Below are 11,966 nucleotides of genomic sequence, written 5' to 3' on the forward strand. Positions count from 1 at the left end.
GCCCGGCCGGTGGTGCCAACACCGGCCGGGACGTTCTCCGGCTCCCGCGCGGAGAACCGAACAGCCCTCCGGAAACTGCTCCCTTAGCTCGCACGGTAAGGAGGCCGTCAGGGCGATGCTGTGGCACCAGACTCAGAGAAGCGTGCCTTTCGGTGAAATTTTCACGCCCTCCGAGCGACACCGGCCCCAACTGGTGGTCATCGGAGCGGGCGGCTACTGTGGAGCCCGACACATTCCTTTTCGCTGAACCCGAAGCGGAATGATGTGACCGGGCCGGTGGTGCCAACACCGGCCCGGCCGTGTCGTCGCCTCCGGGCGTTCGACGCGACCCGCCTTCCCGCCCTCCCCGGCGCCGCTCCTATCGTGGGGACGGGGGGATGGACATGAGCACGGAACGAACGGCGCCCGACACGCGGGGCCTGCGCGGCGAGGTCGTCTACTTCACCGGCGACCCCTTCCTCGTGGGGGACGGGGCCCTGACGCACCACGAGGACGGCCTGGTCGTCGTCCGGAACGGCATGATCACCGCCGTGGGGCCGTACCGGGAGGTCGCGGACGCGCTCCCCGCGGGCGCCCCGGTCGACCACCACCGGGACCACCTGATCTCCGCCGGGTTCGTGGACGCGCACGTGCACTACTCCCAGACCGGCGCGATCGCCTCCTACGGCGGGCGGCTCATGGAGTGGCTGGAGGAGCACGTCTACCCCGAGGAGCAGCGGCTCGGGGACCCCGCCGAGGCCCGCGGGGCGGCGCGGTTCTTCGTCGACGAGCTGCTGCGCAACGGCACCACCACCGCGCTGGCGTTCGCCGCGACCTACCCCGGCAGCGTCGACGCGCTGCTGGAGGAGACCCACCGGCGCGGCATGCGGATGATCGCGGGCAAGGTGATGATGGACCGCGACGCGCCGCCCGGCCTGCTGGACACCGCGCAGCGCGCCTACGACGACTCCCGGGCCCTGCTCGACCGCTGGCAGGGCCGGGGCCGCACCGGCTACGCGGTCACGCCGCGCTTCGCGCCGAGCTGCACCCCCGCGGAGCTGGAGGCGGCGGGCGCCCTGTGGAAGGAGCACCCCGACGTCCACGTGCACACGCACCTGTCGGAGAGCGCCGACGAGGTCGCGCAGGTGCGCGAGCTGTTCCCCGAACGCGACGGCTACCTGGACGTCTACGACCACCACGGCCTGGTGGGACGCCGCGCCGTGTTCGCGCACGGGGTGCACGTGACGCCCGCCGAACGCGACCGCCTGCACGCCGCCGGCGCGGCCCTTGTGCACTGCCCGACCTCGAACCTGTTCCTGGGCAGCGGCCTGTTCGACCTGGAGGAGGCCAAGGACCGGCGCCGCCCGATCCCGGTGGGCCTCGGCACCGACGTCGGCGCGGGCACCAGCTTCTCCCTGCTGGCCACCATGAACGAGGCGTACAAGGTCGCCGCGCTGCGCTCGTTCCCCCTGCCCGCGACGAGGCTGTTCCACCTGGCCACGCTCGGCGGCGCCGAGGCCCTGGACCTGGCCGACCGCATCGGCACCCTGACCCCGGGCCACGAGGCGGACGTGGTCGTGCTCGACCCGCGCGCGACACCGCTGCTGGAGTTCCGCACGGCCCGCGCGGAATCCCTGGAGGAGAAGCTGTTCGTCCTGGCGACCCTGGGCGACGACCGCGCGGTGAAGGCGACCTACATCGCAGGCCGCCCACAGTACGAACGCCCCGCCCCCTGACGGGCCCCGGAAAAGGGGCGGCCCCCGGTGCGCCGCTGTCAGCGGGCGGCGCACCGGGGGCCGGGGTCGCGGAGCGGGAGCGGAGACCGCTCCGCGAGGATCAGTAGATCGTCACGCCGTACCGGCTGAGGGCCTCGCCGACGGGCTGGAAGAACGTCGTGCCGCCCGCCGAGCAGTCGCCGCTGCCGCCGGAGGTCAGGCCGAGCGCGGTGGAGCCGGAGAACAGCGCGCCGCCGCTGTCGCCGGGCTCGGCGCAGACCGTCGTCTGGATCAGGCCGCTGACCGATCCCTCCTGGTAGTTCACGGTCTGGTCCAGGGCCGTGACCTCGCCCTCGTGGACCTGGGTGGTGGAGCCGCTGCGGGTGACCTTCTGGCCGACGGTCGCCTCACCGGCCTCGGTGATGTCGCGGGTGGAGCCGTACAGGCTCACCTCCCCCCTGGTGTCCTCGGGGGCGGCGGTGTACCTGACCAGGCCGTAGTCGTCGCCGGGGAACGACGACCCGGTGGTGTCGCCCAGCTTCCTCGTGGTGCCCTGGTCGGCGAACCACGACTTGCCGGTGGCGGTGCAGTGGCCCGCCGTCAGGAAGTAGTGCTCGCTTCCCTTCCTCACGTTGAACCCGAGCGAGCAGCGTCCGCCGTTGGTCCAGATCGCCTCGCCGCCGGAGGTGAACGGCCGGAACCTCCCGGACACGCTCCGGGTGCGCACCGCCGGGCCGTGCTTGGCGGCGGCCTTCTTCACCCTGGCCAGCCTCGCGCCCCGGACCGTGCCGTCGATGGACAGGACGACCTGGTTGGCGGCCGGGTCGATCGCCCACGCGGTGCCGGGCACGGTGGCGTCGCGCCTGAGGGCGGCCTCCACCTTCTTCAGGTCGGCGCGGCTGCGCGCGACCGTCCTCGGCTCCGCCCCGGCGGCGCGCACGGCCTGCGCGGCGTCGGCGTCGGTGACCGTGACGACCAGCTTCCCGGTCGCCCGGTCGAGGTAGGACCCGGCGGTCCGCGCGCCGAGCCGGTCGGCGAGGGCACGCGCCACCTGCGACTGCTGGCGGGCCTGGTGGGCCCGGGGGTCGGGGGTGGGCGCGGGGGCCGCCTGCGCGGCCGGGACGGCGATGAGGGTGGTCGCCAGGAGTCCCGTGCCCGCGCCGGCGAGGGTGGCGGCGCGGAAACGGGCGTGACGGATCTTCACAGAGCCTCCAGTGGGAGCTGGGCGCGCCCCTGCGGCGCGCCGGAGGTCGCGGACCACTCTGGAAGATCAACAAACCTGGTCGATAGGTGACGATCTGCCCAAGATCGCCGTTGGTTTCGGCAAGATGGGTGCGCGTTGGCCCGGGGATCGCGGGCAGGGCCAGCGGGTTGGGCGGTCCATCGGTGGACGTGCTGTCCAATACCGGTCCGCTCCTGGGCCGCTCCCGCGTCCCGACGTATCGTCGAGAAACGGTGGGAACCGAAAGTAGGACGCGGAACTCCCGCCCCCGGTTCACCCCGCCGTGGGAGTCGCCATGGGCATCGAGATCCGGGTGGAAGGGCTGAGGAAGTCGTTCGGGCGACAGGTCATCTGGGAGGACGTGACCTTCACGATCCCCGCCGGGGAGATCTCCGCGCTGCTGGGCCCGTCCGGCACCGGCAAGTCGGTCTTCCTGAAGAACCTCATCGGGCTGCTGCGCCCCGACCGGGGCCACGTCTACGTCGGCGACGGCGACGTCCCCCGGCTGCGCGAGAACGAGCTCTACGAGATGCGCCGCAGGTTCGGCGTGCTCTTCCAGGACGGCGCCCTGTTCGGCTCCATGAACGTCTACGACAACATCGCGTTCCCGCTGCGCGAGCACACCCGCAAGGGCGAGGGCGAGATCAGGCGGATCGTCCAGGAGAAGATGGAGATGGTCGGCCTGACCGGGGCCGAGGGCAAGCTGCCCGGCGAGATCTCCGGCGGGATGCGCAAGCGCGCCGGGCTGGCCCGCGCGCTGGTCCTCGACCCCGAGATCATCCTGGCCGACGAGCCCGACTCCGGCCTGGACCCGGTCCGCACCGCCTACCTCAACCAGCTGTTCGTCGACCTCAACTGCGAGCTCGGCGCGACGTTCCTGATCGTCACCCACGACATCGGCACCGCGCGGGTGCTGCCCGACAACCTCGGCCTGCTGTTCCGGCGCGGCCTGGTGATGTTCGGGCCGCGCGAGATGGTCCTGTCCAGCACCCACCCGGCGGTCAACCAGTTCTTCAACGCCCGCCGCCAGGGCCCCATCGGCATGGCCGAGGAGAAGGACCAGTCCCAGATCGACGACGAGGGCGCCTACCAGGCGATGCCCGCGCCGATCCCGCCGCAGCTCATGCCCAGCGACGGACGGGTCCGCCCCTCGATGCGCCGCCCCGGCGAGTGGCTGCGCCGCCACCAGGTCAAGCCGCCGCCCGGCTCGTTCATCGACGACGAGGGCCGCAACTGGATGACCGAGTGGGACGAGCTGGTCGCCGAACGCCGCCGCCCCCGGTGACCCGTTCGCGGCGAACCCGGCATCCATGGACAATGGTCCGGTGACGTTACTGCTGAACCGGTCGGACCTGGAGCGCCTGCTCGACCCGGCCGACTGCCTGGCCGCGTTGCGCCGCGGCTTCACCGCCGAACCGGGCGAGGTGCCGGCGCGCCGCGTCGTCACGTCCCTGCCGGGTCCGGGCAGCGCCACCGCCCTGATCCCGGGCCTGGTCCCCGGCGTGCCCGCCTACACCGTCAAGGTGAACGCGAAGTTCCCCGGCTCCCGGCCCGCCCTGCGCGGCGTGGTCTGCCTGCACGACCTGGAGACCGGCGAGCTGCTCGCCGTGCTGGACTCGGCCACCGTCACCGCCTGGCGCACCGGGCTGGCCGCAGCGCTCGGCACCGACGCCCTCGCCCGCCACGACCCCGGACCCGGCGGCGGGACGGTCGCCGTCGTCGGCGCGGGCGCGCAGGCCGAACTGGTCATGCGCGGCCTGGCCGCGCTGCGCCCGCCGCGCGCCCTCACCGTCTGCGACCTGGACCCCGGCCGCGCCGCCGACTTCGCCGAACGCCACGGCGCGCGCCTGCGCATCCCCACCTCCGTCGCCGCCGAACCCCGCATCGCCGCCCAGGACGCCGCCATCGTCGTCGTCGCCACCTGGGCGCGGCGGCCGCTGCTGCACGCCGCCGACATCGCCCCCGGCGCGCACGTCACCGCGCTCGGCGCCGACGAGCCCGGCAAGTGCGAGCTGGCCGCCGACCTGCTGCGCGAGGCCCGCGTCGTCGTCGACGACGTCGCCCTGGCCGTCGAGACGGGGGTGCTGGGCGCCGCCGGGCTGGGCGTCGAGCACGCCGCCGGGACGCTGCACGACGTGCTGCGCGGCCAGGCCCCCGGCCGGGTCCGTGACGGCGAGGTCACCGTCTACGCCCCGGTCGGCCTGCCCTGGCAGGACCTGGCGCTGTCGTGGACCGCCTACCGCGCCGCCGCCGAGGCGGGCGTCGGCACGCGGTTCGACTTCCTCGGCTGACCGGCCCGGCCGGGCGGCCCGCGGCGGCTACCGCGCCACGCGCGACTTGCCCGAGGTCAGGTGCCAGCCCCCGCAGGAGGGGCAGCGGTAGACGCGCGCCTCCAGCTTGTCGCGGCCGGGACGGTCGTTGCGCTGGATCGTGGCCAGCGCCAGGGTCGCGGCGATGCGGTCCCGGAACCTCACCTTGCCCGTGGGGCAGGCGGCGCGATGGCCGCGTGGCCGGGATCGACGACGGGTCATCGCGGCACCACCTCCGGCGCGTCAGGGTGCTCATTCCGGTGTACCGCAGGACGCGCGCGATGTCCCGCGTTCACAGCGGTTGCCGGCGAGATGCCCGGCACCGGTCAGCGGGCTTGACACCCGCCCGCCCCACCCGTCCCGCGGGTCAGCGGATGAACGCCCGGTGCGAGGGCTGCATCCTCTCCGGCAGCTCCGCCGGATCGAACCACCGCGCCTCCAGGATCTCCGTCCCGTCGGGCCGCAGCGTCCCGCCCACCGGCACCGCCTCGTAGGCGACCTCGATCCGCAGCCGGTAGCCGCTGCGCACATGGATGAGCCGGGTGACCTCCACCTCCAGCCCGGTCTCCTCCCGCACCTCCCGCTCGACGGTGCCCTCGAACGTCTCGCCCCGCACCGCGTACCCGCCGGGGAACCCCCATTCGCGCCCCTCGGGCCAGTACCGGTGCCGCAACAGCAGGACCCGCCCCTGCGCGTCCCGCACCACCCCGGTCACACCGACCATGAACGTGGCGTTGCGCAGCCACATCAACCGCCACTGGACCCGGCCGCTCAACCGCTTCCACACACGAGCGAGCAACCACTGCACGTCATCCACCGTCCCTTGTCCTCTCCCATCATCGCGCTTCGCCGGGGTGTGGCCGACCCCCTAGGCTGCCCGGATGGGGAACGGGTCGGCGGACGCGCGGGAGCGGGTGCGGAACACCTTCGAGAAGGTCGTCGCCGACGGGCTGCGGCGCGAGTCGGTCGCGGGCGCGTCGGAGGAGCAGATCGACGCGGCGGCCGCCGCCCAGGGGGTGGACCGGCTGCCGGAGGCCGTGCGGGAGGTGCTGCGCCGCGTCGGGGCGCGGCCGGGACGGTGGCTGGCCGGGAGCGCGTTCGGGATCCGGCTGGACGGGGCCCGGGCCAAGCGCGCCGCGCGGGCCGTCGCCGGCGGCGCGCTGGCGGATCCCGACGGGATGTTCGTGCTGGTCGAGCACCAGGCGTACGAGTACCACGTCATCGACGGGGCCGACCTCGGCGACGACGACCCGCCGGTGTGGCTGGTCGTCGAGGGCGAGGGGGCGCGGCGCGCGTGGGGGAGCGTGACCGGCTGGTTCGCGGCCGAGTCGCCCGACGTCGCGCGCTACCGGTCCCGGCTGCGGCTCATGATGGAGCAGCGCGCGCGGCGGGGGCGGACCGACGTCCCGGGGTGGGCGCACGACCTGCGCGCCGACGACGAACCGGACGCCGGGCCGGACGCCGGGCCGGACGCCGGCTGACCGGACGCGGCCGATGCCGTGGATTCCACCCCGCCCACCCATTGGAACGCGTTCTACTTTGATCTAGGGTCGGGACATGATCTGGGATCGCTTCCGGGTGGACGGGAAGGTCGCCGTGGTCACCGGCGCCGGGCGCGGCATCGGGGCGGCCGGCGCCGTCGCCCTCGCGCAGGCCGGGGCCGACGTCGTGCTGTCCGCCCGCACCGAGGAACAGTTGCGCAAGGTCGCCGCGGAGGTGGAGGCCGCCGGGCGGCGGGCGCTGGTCGTCCCCGCCGACCTGTCGGACCCGCACGCCGCCGCCGGGCTCGCCGCACGGGCCGCGGAGGGCCTCGGGCGGCTCGACATCGTCGTCAACAACGTCGGCGGCGCCCTGCCCCGCCCGTTCCAGGACACCACGGCCGACCATCTTGAGAACGCGTTCCAGTTCAATGTGAGCAACGCGCACGCCCTCACCCGCGCCGCCCTCCCGCACCTGCTGGAGTCCCGGGGCGCGGTCGTCAACATCTCCTCGGTCATGGGCCGCATCACCGGCCGGGGCTTCCTGGCCTACGGCACCGCCAAGGCCGCCCTCGCCCACTACACCCGCCTCGCCGCCGCCGACCTGGCCCCGAAGGTGCGGGTGAACGCCATCGCCGTCGGCTCGGTCGCCACCTCCGCGCTGGACATCGTGATGACCGACGACGACCTGCGCGCCCGGATGGAGGCGGGCACGCCGCTGCGCCGCATCGGCGACCCCGAGGACATCGCCGCCGCCGTCCTCTACCTCGCCTCCCCGGCCGCCGCCTACGTCACCGGATCGGTGCTGCGCGTGGACGGCGGCGTCGAGACGCCCAACCTCGACCTCGGCCTGCCCGACCTGTAAGGAGTCCCCGATGGTCTACCGCGTCGTCCAGTGGAGCACCGGCAACGTCGGCCGCCACGCGCTCGCCGGGATCGCCGCCCACCCCGAACTCGAACTGGCCGGGGTCTGGACCTCCACCCCCGCCAAGGTCGGCCGGGACGCCGGGGAGCTGGCGGGCCTGGACCCCCTGGGAGTGGCGGCCACCGGCGACGAGGCGGCGCTGCTGGCCGCGCGCCCCGACTGCGTCGTCTACACCGCCATGGCCGACGTACGGATCATGGAGGCGATCGACGACCTGTGCCGCATCCTGCGCGCGGGCGTCAACGTCGTCTCCAGCAGCCCGGTGTTCCTCCAGTTCCCCGACGGGGTCGTGCCGCCGGAGATGGCCGACCCGGTCCGCGAGGCCGCCCGCGCGGGCGGCGCCTCGATCTTCGTCAACGGCATCGACCCCGGCTTCGCCAACGACGTCCTGCCGCTCGCCCTCACCGGCGTCAGCGAGCGGATCGAGCAGGTCCGCTGCATGGAGATCCTCAACTACGCCACCTACGACCAGGCCACCGTGCTGTTCGACATCATGGGTTTCGGCGGCCCCCTGGACGAGACCCCGATGCTGCTCCAGCCGGGCGTGCTGACCATGGCGTGGGGCAGCGTCGTCCGGCAGATCGCCGCCGGGCTGGGCGTCGAGCTGGACGACCTCGTCGAGCACCACACCCGCCTGCCCGCGCCCGAGACGTTCACCATCGACGCCGGGACCATCGAGAAGGGCACCGCCGCCGCGCTGCGCTTCGAGGTGCGGGGCGTCCGCGACGGCGTCCCGGTGGTCGTGCTGGAGCACGTCACGCGGCTGCGCGACGACCTGGCCCCCGACTGGCCGCAACCGGCCGGTGCGGGCTGCTACCGCGTCGAGGTGACCGGCGAGCCCCGCTACACCCTGGACCTCCGGCTGCTCGGCACCGACGGCGACCACAACACCGCCGGCCTCAAGGCCACCGCGATGCGCCTGGTCAACGCCGTCCCCGCCGTCGTGCAGGCCCCGCCCGGCCTGCTCACCGCCCTGGACCTCCCGCTGATCCCCGGCCGGGGGCTGGTCCGCTGACGGCCCGCCGCGGCCCGCGCCGCCGCCCGCCGCGCCGTTGAGGCCGCGCGATCACCCGGGATACGCTCGGGCGGCGGTGAGGCACCTGCCGCGGGACCGTGACCGTTCGGCGCGTGCGGGGGTGGCTGCGGTGGACTCCACCGGACCTCGGAGGGTGGTCATCGTCGGGGCGGGCCTCGGCGGCACCGCCACCGCCGTCCGCCTCCTGCGGTTCGCCCGGGAGCCCCTCCAGGTCGTGGTGGTCGAGCGGCGACCCGAGTACCGGAGCGCCGGCGTGGCCTACCACCCGGCGGGCAACCACTGGCACCACGTCTTCAACATCCAGGCGGGCCGCATGTCGATGTTCCGCGAGGACGTCGACGACTTCCTGACCTGGGCCAACCACGAGGCCGACCGGACCGGCTGGCCCCCGCAGTGGAGCGGCCTCACCTTCACCGAGTCCGGGCCCGCCCCCCGCCGGATCTACGCCGGCTACCTCGCGGCCCGCCTCGCCGAGGCCGCGCGCGAGGCGTTCGACGGCGTGACCCTGCTGGAGGCCGACGGCGAGGTGGTCGACCTGACGGTCGTCGCGGACGGCGTGGACGTCGTCGTCGAGGACCGCCCCGGACCGGGCCGGAGGGTGCTCCGGGCCGACCACGTCGTCCTCGCGACCGGCCTGGAGGAACGCGGGCCCCCGTTCGCGGCCGGGGTGAGGGACCACCCCGCGTTCGTGCGGCACCCCTACTCCGAGGAGGGGATCGAACGGATCCTCGGCCTGCGGCGGGACGCCGTGGTCGCCATCGTCGGCACGCTGCTGAGCGCGTACGACTCGGCCTCGCTCCTCCTGCGCAACGGCCACACCGGGAGGATCCACATGATCTCGCGGTCCGGCCTGACGCTCCGCACCTACCCTTCCGACCACCGGCACCAGGTCCTCGGCCTGCCGGACCCCCGGCTGCCCGCCGGCGGCTACGCGGGCCGCGACGACCTCGTCCGGCGGCTCAGGGACGAGTGGGAACGGGCGTGCGCCGCCGTCGCCCGGGAGCACCCGGCCGTGGACCCCCTGGTGGTGACCGAGCGGGTCGCCAAGTCCTGGGAGCCCCACCTGCCCGAGGCCCTGGCGCGCGTCCCCTCCGACGACCTCCGCGCGCTCCTCGACGGCTACGGGAGCCTGCTGGCCACGCTGCGGGTGGGCGCCGTCGCCTACATCACCGAGCTCGTCGACGCCGCGCTGGCCGGGGGCGGGCCGATCGCCCTCACGACCGGGAGGGTCGACGGGATCACCGCCACCGAGACCGGCACCCTGCGGCTGTCGGTGTCCGGGCCGACGTCGGAGCGGGAGATCGAGGCGGACCTCGTGATCTCGAACTTCGGGCGGGAGCCGGACTACGGGCGGGCCGGCTCGGCGCTCTGGACGAACCTGCTGCGGAAGGGGATCGCCGCACGGCACCGGCGCACCGGGCGCGGCGTCGAGGTGGACGACCGCGGCGCCCTGCTCGGACCGGACGGCGCCCGCTCCGGCCCGATCTCCGTGGTCGGCGGCCCCCGGGAGGGCGACGAGATCGTGCGCCACGGCCGGATGGGCGCGTTCGCGTTCAACCTCGCCGCGATCAAGAACCACTCGGTGGGCGTCGCCGCGACCGTGCTGCACCGGCTCGAATCCCACTACGACGAGCGGGCCGGTGACGTGGCCGTGGCCGAGGCGGGGGCGCCCGACGCGTTCGCCCGCGCGGTCCTGCTCGACGTGCACCGGATGGCCGCGCGGCGCCGCCGCGACCGCGAGGTCCTGACGGCCCGGTTCGAAGAGGGCCTCCGGGCCGTCCGCGACGCGCTGGCCGGCGGGGCCCCCGCGCCGGACCCCGCGCTGCGGTACGCCGTGAACACGGCCGCCATGACGCGGCTCAGCGACCTGTCGGTGACGCCCCGGGACCTCCGCGCGCTGCTCGGGCTCGACGGGCCGGCGGAGCGGGACCGGACCGGAGATCACCTCGGCATTCGGGAAGATGCGTGACCGTCCCGGCGGCTGCCAACCTCTGACCATGAGCCCTCGCGAAATACCAGGGGTCGTGCTCGTCGGTTCGCACAGGCGGTACGTTCACGGCCCCTGCAACCGCACGGGGGAGCCGGTCGACGGCGCCGTCCTGGTGGCCGACCGGCTCGGCCCCGAACTCTACGAGGCCATCGTCGCCTGCTCCGCGGTGGTCTGCGCGAGGGGCGGCCGGACCGGCCACATGCAGTCCCTCTGCCGGTCGCGCGGGATCCCCGTCCTGCGGATCGACCCGTCCGAGCTGGACGCGCTCACCGGCGAGGTCACCGTCCTGCCCGACCGCGGGTCGGTCGTCCTCGGCGCGGCCGAGCCCGCGACGCGGCCGCCGGGGCCCGCCGCCGCCACCCTCGGCGACATCGAGTCGGTCTGCGTGGTCATCGCCGACGCCACCGACATCCGGTCGACGAACGCCCTCGCCCCGCGCGTCGAGCAGGCGGACTCCTACTTCATCCGCGAGGAGTTCGTCTGCTTCTCCGCCGGGCTGAGCCCGATCGACGCCCTCCGGGCGGGGCCGCGCGAGGCCGAACGCTACGGCGCCGCCGTGGCCGCGGAGCTGTGCGCGATGGCGGACGAGCTGCTCCCCGGCCAGCGCCTGGTCATGAGGCTGCTCGACCTCCGCTCCGACGACGCCGCCAAGATCACCACCGGGGCGCACGTGGACGACGAGCCGAACCCCGAACTCGGCCGCCACGGCGCCCGGTGGCTGCTGGGCGAGCGCCACTACCCCCGCGCCTTCCGGGCGCTGCGCGCCCGCGTCCGGGAGCGCCTGGGCGCGGACGCGGACCGGCTGAGCTTCGCCGTTCCGTTCATCAACGACGAGGACGAGTTCGCGCGGCTGCGGCGGCACCTCGGCCTGGCCGGCGACACGCCGCTCGGCGTCTTCGTCGAGACGCCCGCCGCCGTGCACTCGGCGGCCGCGTTCTGCGCCTCCGGCGCCAGCGAGCTGTTCGTCGGCACCAAGGACCTCATCCAGTTCTACCTCGCCGCCGACCGGGGCAACCACCTGGTCTCCGCCACCTACCAGACACGGCACCCGGCCGTCCTGGCCGCGCTGCGCCAGGCCGTCGAGTCCGGCCACGCCGCCGGGGTCCCGGTGCACGTCTTCGCCCTGGGCTCCGACCTGGACCACTACGTGCGGCGCCTCCCGACCCGCAGGCTCATGATGTGCACCGCCGAACTCCGGCACCTCGCCGAACGGACGGCGGCCTAGGTCGTGTCCGGTGGATCACGATGTGATCCAGAGCAGGGTGCTGACCAGGGTGACGGCTGCTTGGTAGTGCGCGGCGAGTTTGTCATA

General features: G+C 74.5%; 11 protein-coding genes. 8 read left to right on the plus strand and 3 right to left on the minus strand.

The genetic code is table 11. The features are described 5' to 3' along the window. Positions 1-383 precede the first annotated feature (383 nt). Positions 384-1,715 carry a guanine deaminase gene (gene guaD, locus HNR61_RS37715; protein ID WP_182847907.1) on the plus strand — a complete coding sequence of 444 codons (1,332 nt, stop codon included), beginning with the start codon at positions 384-386 and terminating at the stop codon, positions 1,713-1,715. 100 nt (positions 1,716-1,815) lie between these two features. Here the strand turns inward: guaD and HNR61_RS37720 are convergent, their stop codons facing one another. Then, positions 1,816-2,898: a S1 family peptidase gene (locus HNR61_RS37720; protein ID WP_182847908.1), complete on the minus strand. Its 1,083-nt coding sequence runs from the start codon at positions 2,896-2,898 to the stop codon at positions 1,816-1,818. A 313-nt stretch (positions 2,899-3,211) separates the two neighbouring features. Here HNR61_RS37720 and HNR61_RS37725 point away from each other — a divergent pair, with 313 nt between their 5' ends. Together HNR61_RS37725 and HNR61_RS37730 are read left to right on the plus strand one after the other, a co-directional pair. Then, the gene (locus HNR61_RS37725) at positions 3,212-4,201 is read left to right on the plus strand and encodes an ABC transporter ATP-binding protein (protein ID WP_182847909.1); all 990 of its coding nucleotides are present in this window, start codon (positions 3,212-3,214) and stop codon (positions 4,199-4,201) included. 40 nt (positions 4,202-4,241) lie between these two features. Then, complete coding sequence (locus HNR61_RS37730; RefSeq protein WP_182847910.1) at positions 4,242-5,207, plus strand: ornithine cyclodeaminase family protein; 966 nt, start codon at positions 4,242-4,244, stop codon at positions 5,205-5,207. Positions 5,208-5,234: 27 nt separating this feature from the next. On the opposite strand, the gene HNR61_RS37735 is transcribed toward HNR61_RS37730, so the two are convergent. Continuing rightward, entirely contained in the window at positions 5,235-5,447 is a 213-nt protein-coding gene (locus tag HNR61_RS37735) for a hypothetical protein (RefSeq protein ID WP_067811108.1), read from the minus strand. 145 nt (positions 5,448-5,592) lie between these two features. Beyond that, entirely contained in the window at positions 5,593-6,033 is a 441-nt protein-coding gene (locus tag HNR61_RS37740) for an NUDIX domain-containing protein (protein ID WP_182847911.1), read from the minus strand. Between the two features lie 73 nt (positions 6,034-6,106). Between HNR61_RS37740 and HNR61_RS37745 the strand changes: the two genes are divergently transcribed. From HNR61_RS37745 to HNR61_RS37765, 5 genes are all read left to right on the plus strand, one after another. Further along, a complete protein-coding gene (locus tag HNR61_RS37745; RefSeq protein WP_182847912.1) occupies positions 6,107-6,706 on the plus strand; it encodes a hypothetical protein in 600 nt (199 codons plus the stop codon). Positions 6,707-6,782: 76 nt separating this feature from the next. After that, the gene (locus tag HNR61_RS37750) at positions 6,783-7,568 is read left to right on the plus strand and encodes an SDR family oxidoreductase (RefSeq protein WP_182847913.1); all 786 of its coding nucleotides are present in this window, start codon (positions 6,783-6,785) and stop codon (positions 7,566-7,568) included. A 10-nt stretch (positions 7,569-7,578) separates the two neighbouring features. Continuing rightward, entirely contained in the window at positions 7,579-8,643 is a 1,065-nt protein-coding gene (locus HNR61_RS37755; protein WP_182847914.1) for an NAD(P)H-dependent amine dehydrogenase family protein, read from the plus strand. A gap of 130 nt (positions 8,644-8,773) precedes the next feature. Next, the gene (locus HNR61_RS37760; protein ID WP_182847915.1) at positions 8,774-10,633 is read left to right on the plus strand and encodes an FAD/NAD(P)-binding protein; all 1,860 of its coding nucleotides are present in this window, start codon (positions 8,774-8,776) and stop codon (positions 10,631-10,633) included. A 28-nt stretch (positions 10,634-10,661) separates the two neighbouring features. Then, positions 10,662-11,879 carry a putative PEP-binding protein gene (locus HNR61_RS37765; RefSeq protein WP_182847916.1) on the plus strand — a complete coding sequence of 406 codons (1,218 nt, stop codon included), beginning with the start codon at positions 10,662-10,664 and terminating at the stop codon, positions 11,877-11,879. The last annotated feature ends 87 nt before the right edge of the window (positions 11,880-11,966 follow it).

Source organism: Actinomadura kijaniata (genome assembly GCF_014138665.1).
Classification (GTDB): Bacteria; Actinomycetota; Actinomycetes; order Streptosporangiales; family Streptosporangiaceae; genus Spirillospora; species Spirillospora kijaniata.

Coding starts and splice junctions, on each gene's coding strand:
- HNR61_RS37745 (WP_182847912.1), top strand. CDS start 6,107: ATGGGGAACGGGTCGGCGGACGCGCGGGAGCGGGTGCGGAACACCTTC.
- HNR61_RS37765 (WP_182847916.1), top strand. CDS start 10,662: ATGAGCCCTCGCGAAATACCAGGGGTCGTGCTCGTCGGTTCGCACAGG.
- HNR61_RS37750 (WP_182847913.1), top strand. CDS start 6,783: ATGATCTGGGATCGCTTCCGGGTGGACGGGAAGGTCGCCGTGGTCACC.
- HNR61_RS37725 (WP_182847909.1), top strand. CDS start 3,212: ATGGGCATCGAGATCCGGGTGGAAGGGCTGAGGAAGTCGTTCGGGCGA.
- HNR61_RS37755 (WP_182847914.1), top strand. CDS start 7,579: ATGGTCTACCGCGTCGTCCAGTGGAGCACCGGCAACGTCGGCCGCCAC.
- HNR61_RS37735 (WP_067811108.1), bottom strand. CDS start 5,447: ATGACCCGTCGTCGATCCCGGCCACGCGGCCATCGCGCCGCCTGCCCC.
- guaD (WP_182847907.1), top strand. CDS start 384: ATGAGCACGGAACGAACGGCGCCCGACACGCGGGGCCTGCGCGGCGAG.